General features: G+C 60.8%; 21 protein-coding genes, 1 pseudogene and 1 riboswitch. Of the genes and pseudogenes, 11 read left to right on the top strand and 11 right to left on the bottom strand.

Features of this window, described 5'->3' with window-relative positions; genetic code table 11:
* Positions 1 to 2 precede the first annotated feature (2 nt).
* Together BLW50_RS04265 and BLW50_RS04260 are read right to left on the bottom strand one after the other, a co-directional pair.
* Positions 3 to 1,076 (bottom strand): hypothetical protein, encoded by a 1,074-nt coding sequence (locus BLW50_RS04265; protein ID WP_139267455.1) that lies wholly within the window; start codon positions 1,074 to 1,076, stop codon positions 3 to 5.
* Between the two features lie 165 nt (positions 1,077 to 1,241).
* Complete coding sequence (locus tag BLW50_RS04260; RefSeq protein WP_090697925.1) at positions 1,242 to 1,961, bottom strand: TetR/AcrR family transcriptional regulator; 720 nt, start codon at positions 1,959 to 1,961, stop codon at positions 1,242 to 1,244.
* Between the two features lie 115 nt (positions 1,962 to 2,076).
* Between BLW50_RS04260 and BLW50_RS04255 the strand changes: the two genes are divergently transcribed.
* Positions 2,077 to 2,931 carry an SDR family oxidoreductase gene (locus tag BLW50_RS04255; RefSeq protein WP_090697922.1) on the top strand — a complete coding sequence of 285 codons (855 nt, stop codon included), beginning with the start codon at positions 2,077 to 2,079 and terminating at the stop codon, positions 2,929 to 2,931.
* A gap of 77 nt (positions 2,932 to 3,008) precedes the next feature.
* Here BLW50_RS04255 and katG read toward each other — a convergent pair whose 3' ends face one another.
* Positions 3,009 to 5,192 carry a catalase/peroxidase HPI gene (gene katG, locus BLW50_RS04250; RefSeq protein WP_090697919.1) on the bottom strand — a complete coding sequence of 728 codons (2,184 nt, stop codon included), beginning with the start codon at positions 5,190 to 5,192 and terminating at the stop codon, positions 3,009 to 3,011.
* Between the two features lie 165 nt (positions 5,193 to 5,357).
* Positions 5,358 to 5,594, bottom strand: coding sequence for a hypothetical protein (locus BLW50_RS04245; protein ID WP_139267454.1), 237 nt, complete (start codon positions 5,592 to 5,594; stop codon positions 5,358 to 5,360).
* Positions 5,595 to 6,061: 467 nt separating this feature from the next.
* A riboswitch (Fluoride riboswitch) is annotated at positions 6,062 to 6,122 on the top strand.
* 97 nt (positions 6,123 to 6,219) lie between these two features.
* Between BLW50_RS04245 and crcB the strand changes: the two genes are divergently transcribed.
* Positions 6,220 to 6,597, top strand: a complete 378-nt coding sequence (crcB, locus tag BLW50_RS04235) for a fluoride efflux transporter CrcB (RefSeq protein ID WP_090697909.1) — start codon at positions 6,220 to 6,222, stop codon at positions 6,595 to 6,597.
* On the opposite strand, the gene BLW50_RS04230 is transcribed toward crcB, so the two are convergent.
* Genes BLW50_RS04230 through BLW50_RS04220 form a run of 3 tightly spaced genes read right to left on the bottom strand, consistent with a single transcriptional unit; the run spans position 6,587 to position 9,500 of the window.
* On the bottom strand, positions 6,587 to 7,378 hold the full coding sequence (locus tag BLW50_RS04230; RefSeq protein ID WP_090697906.1) for an ABC transporter ATP-binding protein: 792 nt from the start codon (positions 7,376 to 7,378) through the stop codon (positions 6,587 to 6,589). The genes crcB and BLW50_RS04230 overlap by 11 nt on opposite strands.
* On the bottom strand, positions 7,375 to 8,436 hold the full coding sequence (locus tag BLW50_RS04225; RefSeq protein WP_244544134.1) for a FecCD family ABC transporter permease: 1,062 nt from the start codon (positions 8,434 to 8,436) through the stop codon (positions 7,375 to 7,377). The genes BLW50_RS04230 and BLW50_RS04225 overlap by 4 nt, the downstream gene beginning before the upstream one ends.
* Positions 8,433 to 9,500: an ABC transporter substrate-binding protein gene (locus BLW50_RS04220; protein ID WP_090697902.1), complete on the bottom strand. Its 1,068-nt coding sequence runs from the start codon at positions 9,498 to 9,500 to the stop codon at positions 8,433 to 8,435. Before BLW50_RS04220 ends, BLW50_RS04225 begins: the two co-directional genes overlap by 4 nt.
* A gap of 289 nt (positions 9,501 to 9,789) precedes the next feature.
* Between BLW50_RS04220 and BLW50_RS04215 the strand changes: the two genes are divergently transcribed.
* The 5 genes from BLW50_RS04215 to BLW50_RS04195 all read left to right on the top strand — a co-directional run bounded on the left by BLW50_RS04215 (position 9,790) and on the right by BLW50_RS04195 (position 16,240).
* Positions 9,790 to 12,069, top strand: coding sequence for a TonB-dependent receptor (locus BLW50_RS04215; RefSeq protein WP_244544133.1), 2,280 nt, complete (start codon positions 9,790 to 9,792; stop codon positions 12,067 to 12,069).
* 14 nt (positions 12,070 to 12,083) lie between these two features.
* On the top strand, positions 12,084 to 12,626 hold the full coding sequence (locus BLW50_RS04210; RefSeq protein ID WP_090697898.1) for a hypothetical protein: 543 nt from the start codon (positions 12,084 to 12,086) through the stop codon (positions 12,624 to 12,626).
* Entirely contained in the window at positions 12,623 to 13,234 is a 612-nt protein-coding gene (locus BLW50_RS04205; protein WP_090697895.1) for a DUF4350 domain-containing protein, read from the top strand. The genes BLW50_RS04210 and BLW50_RS04205 overlap by 4 nt, the downstream gene beginning before the upstream one ends.
* Complete coding sequence (locus tag BLW50_RS04200) at positions 13,231 to 13,878, top strand: hypothetical protein (RefSeq protein ID WP_090697891.1); 648 nt, start codon at positions 13,231 to 13,233, stop codon at positions 13,876 to 13,878. The genes BLW50_RS04205 and BLW50_RS04200 overlap by 4 nt, the downstream gene beginning before the upstream one ends.
* 409 nt (positions 13,879 to 14,287) lie before the next feature.
* A complete protein-coding gene (locus tag BLW50_RS04195) occupies positions 14,288 to 16,240 on the top strand; it encodes a GmrSD restriction endonuclease domain-containing protein (protein ID WP_090708674.1) in 1,953 nt (650 codons plus the stop codon).
* A gap of 47 nt (positions 16,241 to 16,287) precedes the next feature.
* Here the strand turns inward: BLW50_RS04195 and BLW50_RS04190 are convergent, their stop codons facing one another.
* Complete coding sequence (locus BLW50_RS04190) at positions 16,288 to 16,974, bottom strand: DJ-1/PfpI family protein (protein ID WP_090697888.1); 687 nt, start codon at positions 16,972 to 16,974, stop codon at positions 16,288 to 16,290.
* A gap of 84 nt (positions 16,975 to 17,058) precedes the next feature.
* Here BLW50_RS04190 and BLW50_RS04185 point away from each other — a divergent pair.
* Positions 17,059 to 18,034 (top strand): annotated as a pseudogene (locus tag BLW50_RS04185) (helix-turn-helix domain-containing protein).
* A 9-nt stretch (positions 18,035 to 18,043) separates the two neighbouring features.
* On the opposite strand, the gene BLW50_RS04180 reads toward BLW50_RS04185, so the two are convergent.
* The 3 genes from BLW50_RS04180 to BLW50_RS04170 all read right to left on the bottom strand — a co-directional run bounded on the left by BLW50_RS04180 (position 18,044) and on the right by BLW50_RS04170 (position 21,862).
* Positions 18,044 to 19,525 carry an amidohydrolase family protein gene (locus tag BLW50_RS04180; protein ID WP_090697882.1) on the bottom strand — a complete coding sequence of 494 codons (1,482 nt, stop codon included), beginning with the start codon at positions 19,523 to 19,525 and terminating at the stop codon, positions 18,044 to 18,046.
* Between the two features lie 77 nt (positions 19,526 to 19,602).
* Positions 19,603 to 20,832 (bottom strand): VOC family protein, encoded by a 1,230-nt coding sequence (locus BLW50_RS04175; RefSeq protein ID WP_090697878.1) that lies wholly within the window; start codon positions 20,830 to 20,832, stop codon positions 19,603 to 19,605.
* Between the two features lie 70 nt (positions 20,833 to 20,902).
* The gene (locus tag BLW50_RS04170; RefSeq protein ID WP_090697874.1) at positions 20,903 to 21,862 is read right to left on the bottom strand and encodes a Bug family tripartite tricarboxylate transporter substrate binding protein; all 960 of its coding nucleotides are present in this window, start codon (positions 21,860 to 21,862) and stop codon (positions 20,903 to 20,905) included.
* Between the two features lie 58 nt (positions 21,863 to 21,920).
* On the opposite strand from BLW50_RS04170, the gene BLW50_RS04165 reads away from it, so the two are divergent.
* The 3 genes from BLW50_RS04165 (at position 21,921) to BLW50_RS04155 (ending at position 25,632) form a co-directional block, all read left to right on the top strand.
* Positions 21,921 to 22,610 carry a GntR family transcriptional regulator gene (locus BLW50_RS04165; protein ID WP_090697872.1) on the top strand — a complete coding sequence of 230 codons (690 nt, stop codon included), beginning with the start codon at positions 21,921 to 21,923 and terminating at the stop codon, positions 22,608 to 22,610.
* 135 nt (positions 22,611 to 22,745) lie between these two features.
* Positions 22,746 to 24,518, top strand: coding sequence for a CocE/NonD family hydrolase (locus BLW50_RS04160; RefSeq protein ID WP_090697868.1), 1,773 nt, complete (start codon positions 22,746 to 22,748; stop codon positions 24,516 to 24,518).
* 52 nt (positions 24,519 to 24,570) lie between these two features.
* Entirely contained in the window at positions 24,571 to 25,632 is a 1,062-nt protein-coding gene (locus BLW50_RS04155) for an extracellular solute-binding protein (RefSeq protein WP_090697865.1), read from the top strand.
* Positions 25,633 to 25,638: the final 6 nt, after the last annotated feature.

Genomic DNA, 25,638 nt, shown 5'->3' with positions numbered 1-25,638 from the left:
CGCTAACGCCACGGGCATAAACATCTATGCCCGTACCGATTAGACTGCTGATCGCACCGCTGGTGTTGACGCTGGTCGTACCCCCCCCCAGCGTTGACCGCGTAAATGCCGCCGGTATGGCCGCTGACAGAGGCAGCGCTCACACTTAGTCCGGTGCCGCCAATGCCCGCGGCGTAAACGCTGATTCCCAAGTAACTCATGCCCGTGACGGTGCCGCTGGCATTGACGCTGGTTGTCCCACCGCCCCCGTTCTGCGCAAAAATACCAGTGCCGCGACCGCTGACAGCGGCAGTGTCGACGCTCAACCCAGTGCCGGAGGTACCCTCCGCATAGACATTGATGCCATCGCGGCTCGCTCCCGTGACCAAACCACTGGCTGTGATGCTGGTTATCCCACCACCCGCGTTGCGCGCAAAGATGCCCCCGTCACCGCTGACATCAGCGGCGTTCACGCTGAGCCCACTGCCGCCGATGCCAGTAGCAACAGCATAAATGCCAGTGCCATTCACTCCAACAACGGTGCCGTTGGCTATAACGCTGGTTGTTCCGACGCCGTTGTTCTGCGCAAAAATGCCTTCAAGGAGACCGTTGACACTTGCTGCTGTCACGCTCAGTCCGCTTCCGTGAAGGCCGTTCACCGCAGCGTAAATGCCGCGGCCACCTGCAATCGCACCATTGGTGTTGATGGTGATCGCGCTCGGAATGCCTCCGTCATCGCCGTGTGAAACAACATAGAGACCATAGCCGTCAGCGCTGTTGTTCAGCAAACTGGACGAATTGGTATCGCTATAATTGAGAGCGCCGTTCGCACGAATGTCCAACGCGCCAGTGTTGGGAGCATTCACCGTCACGTTAAATCCAGCGTTGGTTGTGACGTTGGCCGTGTTGGTGGTGATCGCTTGAACCGTCGTTTCAGTGCCAGAGCAAGTATAATTAGGTAGCGCCCCTGCCACGCAAGCAGCCAAGCTCTGGTTTGCCCCGAGCCCCATGAAACTCAGACCTGCAAGCAAGGTTAGATGGGAAACGGAGCCGTACAACGAAGATCGAAAAAAAGCCCGGCCACAAAATCCACGCATCAAATGCCCCACCCCAAACCATCAAGCCCTTTCCATACTAATCAGCACAAGCGAATGAAGTAAATTTATCAACAGATCGCCCGTGTTGATAAAGTGCTGACTGCTGAACCGAAGAGTGCCCGTGGGGCAGCAACGAGCGGCTACTCCATCTTCAGGAGCAAATCGCTATTGCGCGCCAGCAATTCTGCGCAGCAGTTCATCGAGGAGAAGTTGCTCGCCGGGTGTGAGCCCCGTCACCTCATCAAGACGCGCGCGCAAGGCCGACGCCGTCCCTGCAACGCTGCTTGCACCTGCGACCGGGCCCGATCGCTCATCGAGGATCGCCGCGAAGACAGCATTACGCGCGGCCTCCGCCAGGCCGGCGCGTTCGTTCGGCGCCTTCTCCAGCAGTGTAAGTACGGTACCCGTCCCCATCGCATGGATGAGATCGACGGCCCGCTCCTCGCTGACGCGCAGCCGGCCCGTGCGGGCGACGCGGCGCACCCGTTCACGCAGCACGGCCATGCCGGCGGCGGCCGTGCGCGACAACGGCTCGGGATAGGTCGCGCTGATCAAGGTGAAGATCGCCGGATTGGCCAGACCAAACGCGACGTGGGCGTCCCATCCTAGGCGCAGGTCTTCCACCGGATCGCCATCCCGCGCTCGCTGCGCTTTGCCGGCGACATAGTTGGAGAATGTTTCTTCCGCCACCGCATCGAGCAGACCGCGCTTGTCGCCGAACAGACGATAGATGGTCGGCGCCTGGACGGACGCAGCGTTGGCAACCGCCCGCGTGGTGGCGGCCTCGCTACCGCCAGCGGCGACCAGCGCCGCAGCGGCCGCGATGATGCGCGCGCGGGTGTCGCTACTCAGGGGATCGTCGGACGGGGGCATCGAAGTGGACATGACTATTCATAGCCCGCCCAACTTATCATCGCTATCTCGATCTTGTTTCCATTGATAATTACTGATAACAAAATATCGTTAGCGGCGATATCGGCACCCAGGATGGAGAGTTCTGATGATCATTGTGACCGGCGCAACGGGGCAGCTTGGCAGCCTGATTGTGGAGCGATTGCTGGAGCTTATTCCCGCTGGCCAGGTCGCGGCGAGCGCCCGTGACCCGCGAAAAGCCGGCCATCTGGCTTCGCGCGGTGTGCAGGTGCGGCGCGGCGATTTTTCCGAGCCGGACAGTCTGGCAGCCGCGTTTGAAGGGGCGACCCAGGTTCTGATCGTCTCGTCCAACGCCCGCGCCCATGGTGGCGACACCCTCGCCCAGCATCGCGCCGCCATCGACGCCGCACGCACAGCCGGCGCGCGCCGGATCGTCTACACCAGCCATATGGGCGCCAGCGCGTCTTCGGCTTTCCCGCCGATGCACGACCATGCCGCCACCGAAGCCATGCTGCGCGACACCGGGATCGCCTGGACCGCCCTGCGCAATGGTTTTTATGCCGAGAGCGTGCCTCAGTATCTGGGCAATACCGCCGCATCGGGCGTGCTGGAAGCCCCGCTAGATGGCAAGGTCTCCTGGACCGCCCACGCGGACCTCGCAGCTGCAGCGGCACATGCGCTGACAGACGAAGGCCGGCTCGACGGCCCTACTCCACCGCTGACAGCACCTGACGCGCTGGACTTCGCCGATATCGCCAAAATCCTCAGCGATCTCTCCGGTCGACCCATCGAAAGGCGGATGATTGCCGACAGCGAGCAGGAAGCCCGCCTCGCCGCGCGCGGTCTGCCGCCAGCCATCATCGCCATAGCCCTCGGCCTGTATCGCGCGGCTCGTGCGGGCGAATTCGCCGCCACTGATCCGACACTCAAGAGCCTCATCGGTCGCCCACCGATAACCCTGCGTGAGGTGCTGGCGCGTTAGCGACGCGCTTTGGCCCTTACAGATAGATCCCGCCGCCCTTCTCAGGCGGCGGGAAGATGCTTGCGAAGACCTCGCGCTTAGGCGAGATCGAAGCGATCGAGGTTCATGACTTTCGTCCAAGCCTTGACGAAGTCCTTCGCGAACTTCTCCTTGGCATCAGAGGACGCATAGACCTCCGCGAAGGCGCGCAGCTGCGCATGCGATCCGAAAATCAGATCGGCGCGCGTGCCCGTCCACTTGACCGCCTTTGTTTTACGATCATGCCCTTCATAGACATGCTCGGTCTTCGAAGGCTGCCACTCAGTACCCATGTCGAGCAGATTGACGAAGAAATCATTCGTCAAAGTGCCTGGCTGCTTGGTGAAGACGCCATGCGGCGACTGTCCCGTGTTGGCGCCGAGCACCCGCAGGCCGCCGATGAGAGCCGTCAGCTCCGGTCCCGTCAACGTCAGCTGTTGCGCGCGGTCGACCAGCGCTTCCTCGATCGATAAGCGATGCTTGCCACGCGCATAGTTGCGGAAGCCGTCGACGACCGGCTCCAACGGTTCGAAGGACTCGACGTCCGTATCCTCCTGGGTCGTGTCCCGACGCCCTGGTGTGAACGCCACCGTGACGTTATGCCCAGCATCCTTGGCCGCCTTCTCGACAGCCGCGCTACCGCCGAGCACGATCAGATCAGCCACGGAAACTTTCTTCTTCCCGCCCGTCGCGTTGAACTCTTTCTGGATCGCCTCAAGTTTCTGGAGAACAGTGGCCAGTTGAGCCGGCTGGTTGACCTCCCAACCCTTTTGCGGCGCCAGGCGAATACGCGCGCCATTGGCGCCGCCACGCTTGTCCGAGCCACGGAAGGTCGAAGCGGAGGCCCAAGCGGTCGACACCAATTGCGAGACGGACAGCCCGCTCGCCAGGATCTTGGCTTTCAGATCGGCGATGTCCTTCTCGCCGATCACCTCATGATCGAGCGGCGGAATCGGGTCCTGCCACAGCAATTTTTCCTTCGGCACCAGCGGACCGAGATAGCGCTCGATCGGCCCCATGTCGCGGTGGGTCAGCTTGTACCAGGCGCGCGAGAACGCGTCGGCAAACTGATCCGGATGTTCGAAGAAGCGTCTTGAAATTTTCTCGTAGGCCGGATCGACCCGCAGGGAAAGGTCCGTGGTCAGCATCGTGGGAGCACGCCGCTTCGACGGATCATGGGCATCGGGGATCAAGCCAGCGCCCGCACCATTCTTCGGTTGCCATTGATGCGCGCCGGCCGGGCTCTTCGTCAATTCCCATTCAAAGCCGAACAGGTTTTCGAAGAAATTGTTGCTCCATTTTGTCGGCGTTTTCGTCCAGGTCACTTCCAGGCCGCTGCCGATCGCATCCCCGCCCGCGCCGCTGCCATAGGTGTTTTTCCAACCGAGACCCTGCAGTTCGATCGGGGCGCCTTCTGGCTCTGGTCCAACATATTTGGCTGGATCGGCGGCGCCATGGGTCTTGCCGAATGAGTGCCCACCGGCGATGAGCGCGACGGTTTCCTCATCATCCATGGCCATGCGCTTGAAGGTTTCGCGAATGTCACGGGCTGCGGCAAGCGGATCAGGGTTGCCGTTCGGACCTTCCGGATTGACGTAGATCAGACCCATCTGAACGGCGCCCAGTGGCTTTTCAAGATCGCGATCGCCCGTATAGCGCTCGTCCTCGAGCCACTTGCCTTCCGGCCCCCAGTAAATATCTTCTCCCGGCTCCCAAGTGTCGGCGCGACCGCCGCCGAAGCCGAACGTCTTGAAGCCCATCGACTCGAGCGCCACATTGCCCGTCAAAATCATGAGGTCGGCCCATGAGATTTTGCGGCCATACTTCTGTTTGATCGGCCACAGCAGCCGGCGCGCTTTGTCGAGATTGACATTGTCTGGCCAGCTGTTGAGCGGCGCGAACCGTTGCGTCCCGAAACCACCACCGCCGCGACCATCGTCGATGCGATAGGTGCCGGCGCTGTGCCAAGCCATGCGGATGAAGAAAGGTCCATAATGACCAAAATCCGCTGGCCACCACGGCTGCGAATCCGTCATCAACGCATGCAGATCCTTGATGACCGCGTTCAGGTCCAGGCTCTTGAACTCTTTGGCGTAGTCAAAGGCCTCGCCCATCGGATCGGAAAGTTTGGAGTGCTGGTGCAGGATCTGAACGTCGACTTGATTGGGCCACCACTCTCGATTGGTCTTGGCCGTATGAACGACGGGGCATTTACCAGCATTGTTGTCGGTCTTCGCGTCCATGTTTCTCTCCACCCAAGTGTTTGCTTACCAAGTTTGCTTGCCAACTCGTGTCTGCATGCGCTGCAGAGCTCATCGAACATTCGAGATCGTCGTCCTCAATTCAGATGACGAACCACTGCGATAAAGCTGCTCCTCCTCTGCTTGCTCCCGATTTGCCGAGCAGAATTATTTTACTCTCTTCGCTACGGGCTTTTTGGCCACGGACTTTGTCCTTTGGCGCTTTCCGCTCGTCGCTTCCAGGCACTCCGCATAAAGGTCCAAGATGTAATCGCGATGAATGGAGCCATCCGAAGTGCTGCCCTGCTCCAGGGATTTGCCTTCGTTTCGCGCAACCAGCTTCATCATAAAGTAGGCCACCTGTTCCGCTGTCGTCGCTTTGTAGGACTTATCCTTGCTCGACACTGCCAGCTCCTCCTCCACGACGCTCGCTCTGAAAACGCCAGCTTCAACGTTGGCGCAACAACACCAAGCGCGGGCCGGCGGATCGTAGAGACCTCACCACGCCGTTTAGAACCCGAACAATGTTGCGACGGTTTTGGCCGCCGGTCAAATCGATCAAATCGAAATTATCGATCGGAAACACCGATGATTTCTCCCGTTTTGAAATCATGATGCGCCATTCAAACAGCGACGGAACAGTGCACAGCAAACCGCGCGGAATTTCGACGATGACGTCAGCCCGGTGAAACGACCACATGTTAAGTCGCTTGGTTAAATCGCGTGGTTAAATCGCTTGCGCGTCCAGGGAACGGCTGTCATCGGCAGCTGCGGCACCAATCAGCCTGGCAAGTTGACACATATTTGTGAAGTCTAAGCTTGACGCGCGCGGCCGCAGCGACTTTACGATCGCCCCTTGTTCGCGATACACTGATCGCGATGGGGATGGAGTCCCCCGATACCCGCCGTAAGGCTGATGACTCCTACTGCGACACGGGCCGTGAAGGCCCTGCCGTGGTGGGAGCATTTCCAGCACCCGCCATAGGCGGGTTTTTTATTGCCCGATCAAACGACATAAAGGGCAATCGATATGACTTATCTCATCGTATTTATTGGCGGCGGCATCGGATCGGCTTTGCGACACGGGGTCAATCTCGCCGCTGCGCGCCTGCTCGGCACCGCATTTCCCTTTGGCACGCTCACCGTCAACATCGTCGGTTCGCTCACCATGGGCCTGCTCGCCGGCTATTTCGCTTTCCGAGGCGACGCCTCCCAGCATTGGCGCCTTTTCCTCACCACCGGCATTTTGGGTGGCTTCACCACCTTCTCAGCCTTTTCCCTTGATTCCGTTTTGCTGTGGGAACGCAACCAGCCGGCGCACCTCGCTGCCTACCTTATTCTCAGCCTGGTTCTCTCCATCGGCGCGCTCAGCGTCGGCGTGTGGCTTGTCCGAAGCCTCAGCCCGTGACTGCCTCGCCCGTCCCGCGAGACGTCGTCGCTGATCTCAGACCATGAAGCGGTATGATCGCGAAGGCGGAAGCGTCGTCCTGCCCAAGCGCCAGCCGTCGCACGGGAACCCCATACATGCGTTCCAGATTGGCCTCGCTCACCACAGTATCGGCACCGCCTTCGACATGTTCGCCGTCGCGGAACATCAGCAGGGCGCGGTCGGCAATGCCGAGCGCATGTTCAGGATGATGGGTCGTGAACAAAACAGCCAGGCCATGCTGATCGGCCAGGCGACGCAGGAGACGCAGGACGATCCCCTGATTGGCCAGATCGAGCGCCGAGACCGGCTCATCCAGGACAAGGACGCGCGCGTCGCTCGCCAGCGCACGGGCGAGCAGAACGAGTTGCCTCTGGCCGCCGCTCAATCGGTCATAGCGTGCGTCCGCAACACTCGAAAGACCAACCTCCTCAAGACAGGCCCGCGCCCGCGCCAGATCTTTTCGTCCGGGCGCATCGAAACGGCCGAGAAAGCGACTGCGGCCCAGAAGCACCATATCGAGCGCGCTGTAAGCCTGGTCCGCGTGAAGAGCCTGCGGCACATAGCCAACCACTTCACTGCCCGTGAGCGCGCCCTCCTTCGGCGTCAAAATTCCGCATAACGCCCGCAGCAATGTGGTCTTGCCGGTGCCGTTGGGACCGAGGATGGCGGTGATTTGCGCCGGCGCTGGCGTAAGCGACAGATGACGAAACAGCCAGCGTGACGGCTGAAACCAATGGCCAGCCTGGTGCAGCGCGATCATGGTGCCTTACTCGCAGCATTGCGACGCAGGAGATAAGCGAAAATCGGTGTGCCGACGATGGCCGTGACAATCCCGACCGGGATTTCCGCCGCCGTCAGATCGCGCGACAATGTGTCGGCCACCACCAGAAAGATGGCGCCCATCAAGGTGGCGACAGGCAGCAGCCGGCGATGGTCGGCGCCGACGATCATTCTCGCCAAATTGGGAATGACGAGTCCAACCCAGCCGATCGTGCCGCTGACCGCCACCTGCGCCGAGATCGCCAAGCAAGTTGCCGTGATCAGGATCAGCCGGTCGCGCGCCGGATTGACGCCAAGCGAGCGCGCGTCCTCATCGCCCAGCGACAGCACGTTGATGCGCCAGCGCATGCCGAGCATGACAATACCAGCCAGCACGGTGCAGACGCTGATCAATCCCAGTTTCGTCCAGCTCGCCGCGGCAAAACTGCCGAGCAGCCAGAAGACGATACCCGGCAGCTTGGTTTCCGGATCCGCCACGTAAGTGACCAGACCGACCAGGGCCGCGCAGAAGGCGCTGACAACGACGCCCGCCAGAACCAAACTCAGAATTGGCGACAGCCCATCGCTGCGATGGATGGCGAGAACGGCGATCAGCGCCAGCGCCGCGCCAACGAAAGCGCCGACCTGAACGCCAAGACCAAAGCCGAGGAAGAGGATGGCGACGACTCCACCCAGCGCCGCGCCCGAAGCAGCCCCGATCGTCTGCGGCCCGACCAGCGGGTTGCGAAACAGTCCCTGCAAGACCGCGCCACTGAGCGCCAACCCTGCCCCGGCCATCGCCGCCATCAAAACGCGCGGCAGTCGCACGACTTCGACGACCACGAGTTCCGTCGACGTCCAGATCGGCGTCACGTCGACAAACCGCGAGACCAGGATCGCCAAAACATGATCCAGCGGCACCGGATAGCGACCAGACGTCACCGACCAAAGCAAAACGCCAACGAGCCCAGCGAGCAGCACCGGGATGAGCGCGCTTTCACCCCTCCGCCTGACGCTCGAAATCCGTGGCCCGTCCACCATGGCGCTGTGCTGTGTCATCGAACCAGCAGCCGATCATAGCCAGCCGAACGCCGGTTTTCTGGAGCGAACAAGATGGTATCGATCTCATCATCGCTCAGCGCATAGCCGTAGAGAAAATCGAACCAGCCACGCATGCTGACACGCAGATCGATGCCGGCGCGCTGGGGATGCAGCAGGTCCGCGAGCCAGATCCAGGTTAAAGCTGACTCTTGGCTCGGTGGATCCCAGCGGTAGCCGCCCAGCGGCATGCGATAGACCTTGCGGCTTCGCACAGCCTCGACGCCCTGCCAGCGCGGATCGGCATAAAGATCAGCCGGCATCACCGTATCGAAATTGCCGAGCAGCACGACCTGTGGATTCCAAGTCAGTATCTGTTCGATCGTCACGGTCGTCGACGAGGGCGTATCGGCTGCGATGTTCTCGCCGCCCGCTAGGCGAATGGTAAAATCGTTGTAGGATTTTTTGCCGGCGACACGAAAGGTATCGGAGGCGCGCGCCAGATAAAGCACACGCGGCCGTTCCTGACTGGCAACTCCAGCAAGCGCCGCCTCGATCTGTCGGCGCTGCGTCTCTTGCCGCGCCACAAGTTCCTGGGCCCGCTCCGGCTTTCCCGCCACCTGCCCCATCATCGCGATATAGCCAGCCATATCCTCCTGGCTGCCATAGCGCATGCCCAGCACTTTGAGCCCTGTGCGTTCGAGCGGCGCCAGCGCATCGTCGCCGGCTGCGGCCCATTGAAACACCGCGTCCGGCCGCAAGGCGAGAATGCTTTCGACATTGGCGGCGGTCCCGGCGCCAAGCGTGATATTGGTCGCAATCTTCGCATAGCCGGGAAAGAGCTTACCGAGGATGCCATCACGCATGGCAACAGCCGACGAAGCATTCATGCCGGCGATGCCATGTTCGCTGCGGTTGATCGCCATATAGGTCGACGCCGCCGGCATCGGCAGGAAGATCGCGCGCGCCGCCGGCTTGTCGAAAGACAACGACTGACCGCGCTGATCGGTGACCTCGGTTGCTCCGACCGACTGGCAGAAGACGGCGCTGACGGCGGCGGCAAAGATGTGGGAGCGATACGGCATGACGATTTCCCATGGCCCAGATGAACTGCGCCCTCAGCCAGCCTTGTGGATCAGCTCTAGTTAAATCGCAACATAAGAAATCCTAGTTTTTCTTTATAATTCTTATAGTTATGATCTTTCTCCATGCTCTTGCTGTGAATTTACTTAATCGGATAAGCGTCGGCCGCTAAGAAAAACAAAGGCCATGATGATGCTCTCCTCCGGTTCCGCTGCGCTCGCCTCAAATCGCGTTTGGTACAAGCCTTCCGCCCAAGCGTGGCAGCTCTCTATCACTGTCGCCGCAGGCATGATGACGGCCGCTTTAAGCCTTCCGACAACGGCAAAGGCGCAATCCAATCTGCCCAGCGTCACGGTCGACGCCCCCGCGACAGCCTCCCATCGCGCGGCAACACGTCCCGCACGCATAGCAACACCGGCACGCCGCGCGCCGGCGCGTGTCGCCGCGCCACGCGCTCAAGCGCCCGTGCCTGTTGCCAGTGCGCCTGCGACGAATATGCGCAAAGCTGGCCGCGACTCGCTGCTGCCGCGCGGCGGCCAGCTGCCTCAGGTCGAGAGCCTCAAACAGCAGGTGACGCAAAGCGCGACGGTGATCGAGCGTGCGCAGATCGAACAAACATCACCGACCGGGCTTCTCGACATCCTTGCCACCGTGCCCGGTATCTCGATTGCCCGCGCTGGTGGCATCGGAGGACAGATCTATCTGCGCGGCTTCAGCTCCAACAATTTCCGCTCGCCGCTCTATGTCGATGGCGATCGCTTCCGCGGCCGCAACACATTGCAGCTCAATTATTTCGCGCCCGGCGAAATTGAACGCGTCGAAGTGATCCGTGGTCCGGCGTCCGTGCTTTACGGCAGCGAAGCGCTCACGGGTCTGGTCAATGTGGTCACGCGCAAGCCAGCGGGCGACATCAACGGCCCGTTCAAGATCAGCGGTGGTGGCGTCTCGAGTGGCTATGGCAGCGCGGCCAAATCGCTGACCACCGACGCCTGGCTGCAAGGCGCCGGCAACGGCTTCGATTTCCTCGCCAGCGTCAACGGTCGCTGGGGCGACAATTATCAGACCCCGCTCGGCGCTGCGCCAAACAGCGACTATCGCAGTCTCGGCGGCAGCTTGAAGCTTGGATATACGCCGACCGCCGGCCAGCGCGTCGAACTTTCCTTCCGCCGCTATACGGAAACCGATGGCCGCGCCGGCGGCGTTGGCGGCGCGCCTGGCGCGCCCTATCTCAACGTCCGCCAGAGCCCGAATGAAGTGACCATGGGCCGCCTCGCCTACACGGGCGAGTTCGACGGCCTGGTGAAGAAGGTCGAGGCCTCGGTCTACGTCAATTATTTCGACACCTACCTCAAGACCATCAACAACACGATCAACGCGCGCAACATCATCACGCGTAGCGTCGAGTCGACGAGCCATGTCATTGGCCCTCTGGTGGTCGGCGGTCGCGTGGTCGGCACTATTCCGTGGAGTTTCGGCATCGGCGAGGTGAACACGCTTGTGGGCGCTGACGCCTTCAAGGAGTTCCGGCCTGGCAGCGAGGGCTGGTCCGCCACGCGCAACTTCACCGCCACCACCGGCGCTTTGACGAGCACGAGCCTGGTGACCCCGGCCAAGAACGGCCCGGATACGACGCAGACCAATGCTGGCATCTTCATGCTGCATGAGTGGACGCCGGTGCGCCAACTCACCTTGTCGGCCGGCGGCCGCTTCGATTGGTTCAACACGACGACCGGTCTGGCGCCGCTGCCTGCAGCCGTATTGCCCGCCTTCCTCGCCCACTCGCAGGTTGCCAGCAGCGCGCCGACAGGCAGCATCGGCGCGGTTTATCGCATCCTGCCGAACTTCGATCTGCTCGCCAGTGTTGCAACCTCCTTCCGGCAGCCGACCAATTCGGAGCTCTTCGCCTTCTCAGCGACGACCGTGCCCAATCCGGCGCTGAAGCCGGAGAGCGGCGTCACCTATGAAGGTGGTTTCCGCTTCCACATGGACAACGCCACGTTGAAGGTGACGGCCTTCAACAGTCGCTACGAAAACTTCCTGCAGACCACCGCTGTAACCTACAACGGCGTCGCCGGCTTCACCCAGAGCCAGAACATCGGCAAGGCCGAAGTCAGCGGCCTCGAGCTGGAAGGCCGTTGGCAGGCGAGCGAGACCGTCAACATCTTCGGCACGGTCGCTTATCTGCGCGGCGATAACAAAACCACTGGCCGGCCCCTGCCCTTCCTGGCGCCCTGGCGCGGCCGCGTCGGCGTGCAATATGCAGCGCCCGACGCGTCCTACTCTGTGATGGGCGTGGTCGATTGGGCGAGCGCCAAGACGCGCATCGATACGACGCAGGAATATGCGACCGGCGGCTATGTCGTCCCCAAGATCTACGCGACCTTGCAGCTCGGCAAACTGATCTCGCCTACACTCGGCGATACCAGGCTCGTTCTCGGCATCGAGAACATTTTCAACAAGACCTATGTCGATGCCTCGACCTTCGTGAACCGCAGCTATGCCCAAAGCATGACCAATCCGCTGGTCGAAATGGGCCGCAACTTCACCGTCAAACTGCAACACAACTTCTAGGCTGGAAGATCGTCATGACATCCCAAACCTCACCAGCGCATTGGCCCGTCATCACCGTGCAGGCGGAGGAGGAGCCGATCGCGATCGGCTTCGACATGCTCGCCGCCTATCATGGCCAGGCGGCGCTCGCCATGCTGGCGGTCACGTTCCAGGCACAGGCGGTGGCGCTTTCTATCCTCTCGCCACAGGCGCCCGCCCGGCGTAGCAGCATCTCCATCGTCAGCGGCCATCCCGGCCCCGGCGTGCGCGATGCCTTCGAATGCGTCACCCGCGCGGTGACGCGCGGCGTCTATGTGGTGGACCGCGCGCTGCCGCATGGCCGCCTCGTGCCGGGGTTCGACATCTCCTACAGTTTCCGCATCACGCTCGATGGCAAAACCATCGAGCTGGCGTTGAAGCCCGACGCCCTGCCGCCGCGCTTCTTCGAACTCAACTTCACGCCCAACCGCAGCGAAGCCGATAATGCCGAATTGAGCCTGCTCAAAAGGACCATTGCCGGCGATATCCTGAGTCGCGCCGGACAAGACCTGTTCGTCGTTGGACAACCGCAGACATGAAGCCCGCGCTTTACCCGTCGTTCGGTCATCCCGAAGGGTCGGGCGCGGCTCTGGCCCAAAAGGCCGAGGCCCTGGGCGCGGTCGTCAGCCGTGACATCTATGATCTGGATCGTCTCGACCTGAACGACTATGGCGCCCTGCTGATCAGCATGCACAGCGACCAGCGCTTTCTCGCAAGCCAGGCCAGCAGCATTGCCGCCTTTCTGGCGCAAGGGGGCACCGTCGTGGCCAACGGCCACATCGCTTATCCGTTTCTGCCCGGTATTGGACAGGCGCGTATCCTGGCCCAGCAGGGGCTGGAGGATTTACGCATCCTCAGGCTCGCCGATCATCCGATCTGGGCGGGTGTCTCCTGCGAAGACCTCACCTTCCGGCGCGGTGTTGCCGGCTTCTACGGCCGGGCCTGGCATGATCCTCCGTCAGATGCTCTCGTGATCAATGCTGTTGGAGCGCCGCAACGCGCCCTCGACATCATTTATCCGGTCGGGCGCGGCCGTGTTCTTCTGCATGGTGGAAACGACCTCTGGCAATTCGGTGGCGGCGACAGCACCGCGCGCCTCCTGCCGCAGTTTTTCCACTGGCTCTTCGCTCCAGAGGTCTCGCCGTGACACTCACCGTTCTCGACGGTGGTACCTATTATCACCACGCCACCATTCATGGCCCGCGTTATAACGGCTTGTTCGACAGCGTGATCTATGCCCGCGACCTGACGTTACAGGCGCTTGCAGCAACCGCTGTCCTGATCGTGCCGGATCGCATCAATCCGGACGTGCTGCGCCAGCATAAGGACGTGTTCACAACTTTCCTGGCTCAGGGACGCACGCTCGTCGTGTTCGGCGAAAATCAGGTCGAGACCTGGCTGCCCGGGATCGCCTGGTCGCCACGACCGACGAATTTCTGGTGGTGGCTCGACAAGAACGCGGTCCCCGAACAGCGCCTTGCAGCCCCTGAGCATGGGCTGTTCAACGCGCTGCCCTTCTCAGACACCATCTGGCACTATCACGGCGTGCTGACGCCGCCGGCTGGCGCGCAAGTGCTGATCGATGTACCGCCTGAACGGCAAGGGCGCGATCAAGGCGGCGCTCTGCTCTATGACGACAGAACAAGTTTTGCCGGCCGCGCCCTCATCGCCACGCTCGATCCCTTCTATCACCACGGGAGCAACTTCATGCCGGCGACGACGCGCTTCCTCGATGGCTTCCTGCCATGGGCGAAGGCAACAGCGCGTCGGTCCAGCGCCCTCGCGACATAAGCGGGTATGTTCCATCAGATGAGTCAGCATCGGCCAATTGCCGGTGCGCGACGGTTCGGCAATGTCGCAAAAGGAACTGACGCTGTTCGCGAAGATCGAGCAGTCGTCGATGGCGCAAAATCCCAATGCGCATGGAGCGTGACGGATCGAACCGGGGGACGCCCGATCCGAAAACGGCCCCGGAAGGAAAAATCCCGACCGCGCCGAAAATCGAGGAGCCATGCAAGCAGAACTTGGTCGAGAGGCGGAAGTTTGCAGAACCACTGTAGGACTACAACACCTATCGTGGATTCGTAGCCCCCATTTCCACCATTTTAAGCATCCCAAAGTCTCGCATTCCTCAGACCGACGCTGCGGATTGGTCAAGACGATCGCGCATGCCATAAACAAGCGTTCATGGAGGGCGCTGATGCGAATTTCAACGGTATTGGATCACATCGATAACGGACATATGGCGCTGCCGGAGTTTCAGCGCGGGTATGTTTGGAACCGTGATCAGGTACGCGGACTATTTGACTCTCTCTATCGTCGCCACCCGGTAGGTGGGCTTCTTGTATGGGCAACAGAAGCTAACACGGCAATTCGTCGCGGCGATGGTCCTGTGGCTTCCGGCATCGTCAAGCTACTGCTAGACGGACAACAACGCATCACATCACTTTACGGCGTTGTACGTGGCAGGCCGCCGAAATTCTTTGATGGAAACGATCAAGTATTCAGCGGATTGCGTTTTCATCTCGGCACCGAAACTTTCGCATTCTATCAACCGATCAAAATGCAAGATGATCCTCTGTGGATCGATGTGACGGTGCTCATGCAGGCGGGCGCTGCGGGGCTCGGCAATTTCATCGCTCAGTTGTCTGCGCACCCGGAACATACAGCTCGAGTCGGCGAGTTTATTGGACGCCTTAGTCATCTTCTCGGCATTACGGATATCGATCTGCACATCGAAGAAGTCACCGGACAAGACAAGACACTCGACATCGTCGTCGACATTTTCAACCGCGTAAACAGTGGCGGCACAAAACTTTCCAAAGGCGACCTGGCCCTAGCAAAAATCTGCGCCGAGTGGCCCGATGCTCGCGACTCCATGAAGAGCAAACTCAACGAATGGACTGATGCCGGCTACCAATTCAACCTGGATTGGTTGCTGCGGTCGGTGAATACAATCCTGACTGGCGAAGCCAAATTCAGCTACCTACATGATATAGGCGCTCTCGACATTCGAGACGGGTTGAAACGCGCTTCGAAACATATCGATACGACACTCAATCTGATAGCCGGCCGCCTAGGTCTCGACCACGACCAAGTATTTTTCGGACGTTTCGGTGTACCAGTGATGGTGCGCTATTTAGACAAGAAAAATGGTAGGCTGGATGCAAGAGAACGTGACAAGCTTTTATTCTGGTTTGCCCAGGCCGGAATGTGGGGCCGCTTCTCTGGTTCTACCGAAACGGTAATAGATCAAGATCTCGCTGCTTTGGAGGGGGCAAACGGTGGCCTCGATTCATTGATTGAACAGTTGCGTCTGTGGCACGGTAGCCTTCTGATCGAGCCAGACCATTTCACGGGCTGGAGTCTTGGCGCACGGTTTTATCCCGTCCTTTACATGCTGACGCGCATGGGCGAAGCCCGCGATTGGGGCACAGGCTTACCCCTGAAAGCGAACATGCTAGGCAACATGAATCGTCTTGAGGTTCACCATATCTTCCCGAAAGCGCAACTTTATAAGCGAGGTCAGAAACGACCTGACGTCAACGCCCTCGCCAATTTCTGTTTTCTGACCAAAGACACCAATCTCAACATCAGCGACCAGTTGCCTGAGAAATACTTCGCTGAGGTGGAAGAAAAGCATCCGGGCGCACTCGCCTCTCAATGGATTCCCAAGGATCCAGCCCTGTGGAAGATCGAGCGTTATCTCGACTTTCTGGAGGCAAGGAAAATCCTACTAACTACGGAAGCGAACAAGCGGTTTAAAGACCTTCTACACGATGACACGCACTGGCTAACCGGCTCGACGGTCACACCAACAGAACCTGCAAAGGCGGAGATCGGCAGCATTACCAGCGAAGCCGAGGAGCTAGAACTGCAAGAACTCAACGCCTGGATGGAAGAACAAGGCCTACCCCGCGGACAAATGGCGTTCGACTATGCCGACTCCAATACCGGAGAACAAAAAGCCATCTTCGACTTAGCGTGGCCGAAAGGTATTCAGCTGGGCCTCACCGGGCCAGTTACAGTTCTCCTGAACGAGCCCGCCAGCGTGCTAGGTCTTGCAAACGCTGCGGGCTTTCGTTGCTTCACGTCAATTACAGATTTTCGCACATACGTGGAAACCGAAATCCTCAGCCTCCAGGTCAACTGAAAACAAGAAAAACTCGATAGAAAAGCACATACCTGCCACTTTTCTCCTCACGCCGCCACCCAGCTCCCCACCACTCTCTCGATGATCGCCTCGCGCGCCTGGCGTGAGGGCGCCAGCTTGCTCTTCGTCGCCGCGAGAATGGCGGGCGACGCCTCATCAGGCGTGCCGGCATGGAACGGCGGCGCCGGTGCATATTCCATGGCGAGCTGAATCGATTCCGCTTCTTCCCGGCCGAACAGTTCCGCCACCACGGTGAGGCCGAAGTCGATCCCGCTCGTCACGCCACCGGCGGTGATCAGCGATCCGTCACGCACGACGCGGCCTTGCGTCGGGATCGCGCCGAAGCGCGCCAGCAGGTCATGCGCGTTCCAGTGGCTCGTCGCCTTGCGGCCCTTGATCAATCCGGCGGCGCCCAGCACCAGCGAACCCGTGCAGACCGAGGTGAGATAGCGAACCTCAGAGGCGCGGCGGCGTAGAAAATCGAGGACGACCGCGTCTTCCATCAATGGGTTCACGCCGCCACCGCCCGGCACGCACAGCACGTCGAGTGGCGGGCAGTCGTCGAAGGTCGCGGTTGGCGTCAGGGCCAAGCCTGTCGATGACGTCAACGGGTTACGATCCTTCCAGATCAGATGAACCTCGGCGCCGCGCGCGGCGGCGAAGACCTCATAGGGCCCGGTGAGATCGAGCTGCTGGACATTGGGGAAGACGAGAATTCCAAAGCGCGTATTCATCACGATCTCCTGACCGCCTCTTGGCTTGACGTTCGGACCCTAACCGATCAGGCTCTGGCGAGATTGCCAATAATCCCTCGTTTCATGCCAAACGCTACTCATGCCAAACGCCCCTCGCCGTATCGCCATCCTCACCTTTCCCGATGTCCAGCTCCTAGATGTGGCCGGGCCATTGCAGGCTTTTGCCTCGGCGAACGATCTGGCGGCGTCCGGCAAGCGCCCCCTGCCTTACGAAACCATGGTCCTGGCCCAGGAACAGCGGGTGAGGACGACGGCGGGATTGGTGTTGGAGACCATGCCTCTATCGGCGCGCTCAGCTCCGTTCGACACGCTGATGCTGGCGGGCGGCCAGGGCGTCAACGTCGCCAGCGAGGACGAAAGCCTGATCCGCTGGATCAAGAGCCGCGCCCGCACGACGCGCCGCATGGCCTCCGTTTGCAGCGGCGCCTTTCTGCTTGCCGCCGCCGGCCTGCTCGATGGCCGCCGCGCCGTCACCCATTGGCGGCGCTGCGCCGAATTCGCCCGGCTCTACCCCGAGGTGAAACTCGATCCCGATCCGATCTTCGTGCGCGACGGCAACATCTGGACCTCGGCGGGCATCACGGCGGGCATCGATCTGGCCCTAGCGCTGATCGAGGACGATCTCGGCCGCGAGACCGCGCTTGCCGTGGCCCGCCAGCTCGTCGTCTTTCTCAAGCGCCCCGGCGGCCAGTCGCAGTACAGTGCCACGCTGGCCCTGCAGGAAAGCGATGGCCGCTTCGACCGTCTCCATGCCTGGATCATGGAAAATCTGCGCGGCGATCTCTCGCTGCCAACGCTCGCGGCCCAGGCCCATATGAGCGCCCGCAGCTTCTCACGCCACTATGCCCATGAGACAGGCATCACCCCGGCCCGCGCCATCGAGCAGATCCGCGTCGAAGCCGCTCGACGCCTCTTGGAGGAGCGCGCCAGCGTCGCGCAGACGTCCAAGCGCTGCGGCTTTGGCTCCGAAGAGACCATGCGGCGCAGCTTCCTGCGCCTGCTGAATGTCTCCCCTCAGGCCTATCGCGAACGCTTCTGAGGACTGACGTCAGCGCACGACGCTGACACCGCTGCGCTCCAGCACCTTTTCGACGCCAGCCCGCACGCGCCCCATGGTCTCGCCGGCATCGGCGATGATCTTAGCCGTATCGATATGTTGCAGGCGACCGCCGCGCTTGAGAATGCGGCCATCGATCAGCACCGTATCGACATTGGCCGGCTGCGCCGCCTGCACGATCATGCGCACGCCATCGGTGAACGGCGCCATGTTGAGATCGTCCATGCGCACCAGAATAATGTCGGCGCGCTTGCCCGGCGTCAGCGTGCCGACACGATCTTCAATACCCAGAGCGCGAGCGCCATCGATCGTCGCCATTTCCAGCACGCGCCGGGGCGCCAAGGCGAACTCGCTCTGCTTGGCGCCATCGGCGACATTCTGCATCGCCTTCATGATCGCGAACATATCGCAATTTCCAGCCAGCACAGTGGTATCGACCGACAGGCAGACGTTGATGCCCTTCTCCAGCATCGGCAGGATCGGCGGAAAGCCGAAGCCGGTGCGCATCTCCGTATAGGGGCTCATCGAAATATGCGTGCCGGTCTTGGCCAGAGGCTCGAGATCCTCGGGCAGATAGTTGGTGTCATGCACCAGGATCACATCCGGGCCGAGGAGGCCCGCCGCCGCCAAAGCCTTCACACCCTGGCTCTGCTTCACACGCGCCATGCCGGTGCCGATGTGCGTCGATATCCGCAGGCCGAGTTGGCGCGCCGTGTCCCATTCGCGCTTGCAGATCTCCGGCGAATTGCTCTCAGGTCCGCGCGAGGCGATGCCCAGCGTCAGGAGGCCTGCCCGGTCGCCGAACCATTGCTTTTGTACGCGCGGCAGATCGGCCAGATTGACCGGCTGATTGGTCATGCCGACGCCCGCATAGCCGTAGCCATAGAGCGCGCGGCCGCCGAAATCGACATGGGCCTGCAGCTCCGCATCGGCGAACTCGGGGCGCGGCAGATTATGCGCCCAGTTGTGCACGGTGGTGATGCCGGAATGGATGGCTTCGGCCAGCGACAGGCGCACGCCGCGCGCATTGTCCTCGGGCGTGAACACATCGCCGACGGCGCGGGCGAAGAGGAAATAGCCGGTCTTGGAATCTTCGCCCGCCATGTTGCGGGCGACCGAGCCCCACATATGCCAATGGGTGTCGATCAATCCCGGCAGCGCGATCATATTGGTGGCGTCGATGACGCTGGCGCCGGGCGCTTGCAGGGACAGACCAACGGCGACGATGGCGCCGTCACGCACATGGATGTCACCCTTCGGCACATCGCCGAGCTTGGCATCCATCGTCAACACCAGCGCATTGCGGATGAGATATTCGCCGCGCGCCGGCAGCGCCGTCGTCACCGGCTGCGATGCGGGCGCTTGCGCCAGCACGCGGCTTGGAACGGCGGTGAGGACAGCGGATGCCGCCGCCATATGTTGCAGCATGGCGCGACGGCTGACGGCGCGGCGTACCGGGTCAAACAGGTTCATGCTTTCCTCCCAGGCGTGGGGCGCTCGTGACGGCGCCCTCTTCGAAGCCTATTCAACACCCACGGCGAGAGCCAGCTTCAATTCCACGGGCCAAGATAGACCTCGCCGTTGAAACTGTCGCTTTGCGCCGGCAATACCTCCGGCCAACGGTCGTTGTCGATCTTGCGGCGCTGCTCAGCCGGCATCGGCCGACCGTCCCAGCCGATCTGTTCCATGTGATGATAGATCTGGATGGCATGGCCATCGGGATCGATGACGAAGGCGCTGTAGTCGACGCCTGGAAACAGCTCCGGCGGCAGTTTGCGCACGGTGACGCCCTGCTCTTGCAGAAAGTCGACGGCGGCCCTCAATTGCGTGTAGTCGCCCAGTTGAAAGCCACAGGAGAACAGCGACGTGTGATCGCTCAGGCCCAATTCCTGGCGCAGCGCCGCTGGATAGATGGCCAGCGAATGATGCTCCGTATTGGCGCGCAGGAACGTGCAGGAATGGCCGTTCCAGGAGATCTCTTCCGTCAGCCGCAACCCCATCGTCTCGCGATAGAAGGCAGTGACAGCGGCAACGTCATCGACGAAAATGCGGATCGGGCCGATTTTCGCGACCTTGAACGGACGGCCGAGCAGAATGCCGCCGACGTCATATTTCTCGTCCAACGGCTCCTTGAAGCGATAGCCGTCAGCCACCGCGATCTTGGCGGCCAATCCTTCCTCGACCTCGACGAATTCGGAACGATGCGGCAGCGGCGGCACGTCGTGATAGTCGCGCCGATGCATGCCCTTTGGCTTGCTGAAACCATCCCAGCCGATCTGCTCGATACCGTAATAGATTTCGTTGATATGACCTTCCGGATCGACCGGATAGGCGTGCCAATTGGAGCCGGGATTGTCGCGGCCGGAGCGGGCGATGCGGATGCCCGAGCCTTTCATCCAGGTGGAACCATCGACCACCTCGCGCAGGCTGCCGACCTGCCAGGTGATCTGGTTGATCGTCATTCCCGGCGGTATCTGTTTCAGCAGCTTGCGGCGCACGCGGCGCGGAAACAGCACGAAGGAATGGTGGTCGGTGCCATGGCGCATGAAATAGCCGATACCGGAGCCATGCTTGCCCTGCTCTTCAATAGGCAGGCGCGCGCCGAAATCGATCGGATCGGAAATTTTCAGGCCGAACATGCGCGTATAGAAATCGATGCCACGATCGATGTCATCGACGTCAAGACCAAAATGGCCAAGCCGGCGGATGGCAAAGGGCCGCTCCAGCAGCACACCACCGACCGGGAACAGACCGCTTTTTGTTTTTAAATCTTCGGGCATGGATCACCTGTGTTGAGCATGTTGCAGGAGCGGTTGTTTGAGGCCGCGCCCCGGAAGGCGCGGCCTGATCTCATTCCAGTTGGATGGACTGTTCCTTGATGATCGGCGCCCATTGGTCGCGGCTTCCCTTGATCAACTGGCCCATCTCGGCCGGCGTTCCCTCCAGCGGTTCCGTTTGCAGGCTCTTGGTCTTCTCCAGAAACTCAGGCGAGCGCGTCGCCTCGGTGATCAGCTTGGACAACTTGCTCACGATCTCCGGCGGCGTTCCCTGCGGCGCGGAAATGGCCATCCACGTATCGGAGATAAAGCCCGGGATGGTTTCCGAAATGCCCGCCACATTGGGATAAGCGACGACACGACGCGTTCCGCCAACAGCGATCAGTTTCAGATTGCCAACATCGATATTCGATGCGGTCGGCAGCAGATTGTCGGCGAGCAGATCGACCTGTCCGCTGAGGAGATCGGTGATCGCCGGTGCGCTACCTCTGTAAGGCACATGCACCAGTTCCGTGCCGGTCACCTTCGCCAGCAGCGCGAAAGTGAGATGCCCGACCTGGCCAATGCCCTGCGACGCATAGGTGAGCTTGCCTGGTGATTTCTTGGCATAGTCGATCAGTTCGGCCAGATTGTTGGGGCCAAAGTCGCGCCGCGCCACGATGACATTGGGATAGCGCGCCAGAACGACGACCGGCTCCAGCTTCAGCGGGTCGAAATTCAGGGATTTATAGATCAGATCGGCGGCGCTGTAGTTGAGCTGCGGTGCGCAGAGCAAGGTGTAGCCATCGGGCTTGGCGTTGGCCACGATCGAAGCGCCGAGATTGCCGCCAGCCCCAGGCCGGTTCTCGATGATGATCGCCTGACCGAGAACCGGACGCAGCTTTTCGGCGACGATCCGCGGCAGCAAATCGGCCGTCCCACCCGCGGCAAAGGGCACGACAATGGTGATCGGCCGCTCCGGATAATCAGCCTTCGCAGCCCCCGAGACGAGGGCCATGACAACGGCGGCTAGCTGCAATTTCAGCTTCAACAACAAATCCTCCCAAAACAGTTTATTGCAGGGAACACAATTTTATGCATAAATCAAGGCCATGGAAAAAGCCGACCTCGCCCCGCGCAACAGCCCTCTCGCCTCGCAGGCTTATGAAACGCTGCGTGCGTCCATCATCGCTTGCCAGATCTCGCCGGGAGAAAAGCTCAAGGTCGATGCGCTGCAGAAGCTCCATAAGTTTTCGAGCAGTCCCTTGCGTGAAGCGCTGAACAGGCTGGTCGCCGAAGGGCTTGTCACCTCCGACGATCGACGCGGGTTTCGTACCGCGCCGATGACGGCGAAAGATCTCGGCGATCTCACCCAGTGCCGCACCATTCAGGAAGCCGGCGCCTTCGAACTGGCGATCCGATATGGCGATGATGCCTGGGAAGCCAGTGTCGTCGCAGCGTTCCACCGGCTTGAGAAAGTCGAGCGCCAGATCAATCGCGGCGAAGCGCAGCGAGATGATACCTGGACGCAACTGCACAAGGCCTTTCACATCGCTTTGATTTCGGCATGCGGATCGGAACGCCTGATCAGTGCTTGCGAGAACCACTTCGATCAGTCCGAACGCTACCGTCGCTTGTCGGCCAATGTTCGCAGCAAGTCGCGCAACACGGTCGCCGAGCACAAGGCCCTCATGGACTGTGTCCTACGACGCGATACCGCAAAGGCCCGCACGCTGATTGTCGACCACATCGAGAAGACGGCCGCCAATGTCTCGAAATATCTGAAGGAAAACGGGCTTTAGGTGTGAAGCGGAATCCGACAGAAGTCCGACCAGGCTCAGAGTGAATTAAACCCATAAGTGTAGAATAAGGCTCGCAGTTTCCAAGACCTCTCGCTAAGATCGAGCGGCTATAGAAATGACATCAGGGAGGAAACCATGCGCACCTATGGATCGCATGCGCGCCAATTTTTGGTTGGCCTGCTCACGCTTTTGCCTCTTTACGCCACTGCACAAGAGCCTGCGCCAGAACGCGCGCAAGAGCGCGCACCAGAACGTTCCCCTGCCCGCATCATTCAAGTCCCCATGAGCGACGGCATCACCATCTCCGCTGCGCTCTATCTGCCCAAGACACCGGGCCCCGCCCCGACCCTGCTCGCCGCCTCGCCCTATCGCTTCGACAATGACGGCCTGCCGGCGGTTTCGATCTACCCGATTCAAGAGCTCGGCCCCATCGGCTTCTACAATGCGCATGGCTACGCCTATATCCATATGGATGTCAGAGGCACCGGCCGCTCCGGCGGCCAGTATCAATATCAAAGCCGGCGCGAACAACGCGATCTCTACGAAGTGATCGAATGGATCGCCAAGCAACCCTGGTCGAGCGGCAAGGTCGGCGGTGTCGGCCAGTCCTATTACGCGCGCTCTCAATGGTTCGCGGCCACGCAGGCGCCACCGCACCTGGCCTGTATCGCGCCCTATGACGGCCACATCGATACCTATCGGCAATCCGCCTATACAGGCGGCATTCCAGGCGCCTATCCGGAAGGGTGGTGGAGCACGGTTCGCAACTACAACCAGCGTCCGCTGACCGGCCCGTCTCGTGAAGTGCCCTGGGACTATTCGCTGAACATGCGGCGCCATCCGACCTATGACGCATTTTGGCGCGAACGTTCAGCCGGCGAAAATCTGCATCGGGTCAAAATCCCCGTCTATTCCATTGGCGTCTGGGGCAAGGTCGACCTGCATCTGAACGGCAATATCCTGGGCTTTCAACGGGTCGCCGGCCCCAAGAAACTTCTGGTTCTGGGCGGCGCCGATGTGAACGAAGCCGTTGCCGAATATGCCAGCATCAAGTTCCACGAGCGCTACCTGCTGCCGTTCTATGACTGGTGCTTGAAAGGCGAGCCGACGGCCTATCAGAAGGAGCCGACCGTTCGCTATGCTCTCGTCAACGGCAACCGTATGGAGACAGCCGACGCCTGGCCGCCGAAAGCCGCGAACTATCGCAGCTATTATCTGGCGGCAGGCCCCAGCGGCAGCGTCACGTCCCTCAACGACGGTCTTCTGACGTCGGAGGTTTCAGACAGCGCGAACGGCAAGACCACCTATACTTATCCCGACGCCGGCTGGCGCAACGGCGTCGTCGGCCCTGGCCCCGATGGGCGTCCCGATCCGGCGCGGCGCGTTTTGACCTTCGTGACGCAACCTTTCGATCGCGATACGGAGATTACGGGACCGATCAAGCTCGTCCTCTATGCGGCATCGACCCAACCGGACACGCAGTTCATCGTCAAAATTTCCGATCAATCGCAGCAGGCCGACGAAGAGCATGCCCGTGGCGTGCAGCCCCGCGCCCGCATCGTCACCAAGGGCTGGCTGATGGCCTCCCATCGCGCCATCGATGCCAAGCAATCGCTGGAAAACGCCCCCTATTACACCCACGAAAACCCACAGCCGATCGAGCCGGGCAAGGTGTACAAATATGAGATCGCCGTCATGCCCACGGCCTATCTCTTCAAAAAGGGTAGCCGCCTGCGCCTTGAGATCAGCAACGGCGATTCATCCATCACCGACGCGATCTTCACCCATCCCTACAGCGCCCGGCAGAACGGCACGGATACCTTCTTCCACAGCAAGGACTATCCGTCGCAACTCATCGTGCCGGTTTTGGATGCGGAGCGATCAGCGCAGGCCACGCCGCAAAAATAGAGAGATGGCCGGAAGCTTTGTGAAGGTCTTCCGGTAAACTGGGAGGGGGGACATGATGAAGAGTTTCCGCACAGCAGCCGGGGTGATCCCGGCTGCGGCACTCGTCGTCGCCATGAGTGCGGCGAGCGCCAAGGCCGACATGACGAGCGATCTCTATGAGAAGGCAAAAGCCGAAGGCGCGCTCACTCTTTATACCGGCGGCCCGGTCGCACCTTATCAAGGCATCGTCGCCGAATTCGAACAGAAGTTTCCCGGCATAAAAGTCAGCGTGACGGGCGGCTTCAGCAATGTGCTGAACGATAAGATCGAGCAGCAGCTCAAGGCCGGCAAGCTCGAAGCCGACATGGCGTTGTTTCAGACGGCCCAGGATTTCGTTGCCTGGAAGAAGCGCAACCTGCTGCTGAATTTCCAGGTCGAGGGTCATGAAAACATCGCCCCCGTCTTCAAGGATCCCGACGGCGCCTTCACCACCGCGCGCGTCAATGCGATCGCCTATGCCTATAACAAGAACGCGGTTGCCGCGAACGAAGTGCCGAAATCGGCGCTGGATTTTCTCAAGCCGGAATTTTCCGACAAGATCATCACCTGCTATCCGGCGGACGATGACGCCACGCTCTACGTCTTCTACACCATCGTTCAAAAATACGGCTGGTCCTATATGGACCGCTTCATGGCCAACAAACCCAGCTTTATCCAAGGCCATCTCGGCGTTATTCGCGCCATCGCCTCCGGCGAACGCCTGGTGACTTTCGACGCAACGACCTCCACCACCGGATCATTGAAGCAGAGCGGCGCGCCGGTCGAACTCGTCATCCCGCAAGACGACCCCATCGTGACCTTCACCCTCACAGCCGGCATTTTCAAGGATGCGCCGCACCCCAACGCCGCCAAGCTCTTTCTCAACTGGTATCTGCAGCCCGAGCAACAGCGGCGCTCCGGCGTCTTCTCGGCGCGCACCGACGTGCCACCACCGGCCGGCTTCAAACCGCTCTCCGCCGCGAATGCCGCCCTCGACTATAACGCCTTCGTCTCGAACGAGCCGCTGATCATCGATCTGCGCAAGCGTTTCGAGGCCTATACCGGCCCCGTGGTCAACAAGGGCGGCGTGCAATAGCCAAGA

Origin of the sequence: Beijerinckia sp. 28-YEA-48 (assembly GCF_900104955.1) — a bacterium.
GTDB lineage: Bacteria > Pseudomonadota > Alphaproteobacteria > Rhizobiales > Beijerinckiaceae > Terripilifer.
The sequence above is the reverse complement of the archived record's forward strand: the minus strand, read 5'-3'. Positions and strand labels throughout refer to the sequence as shown.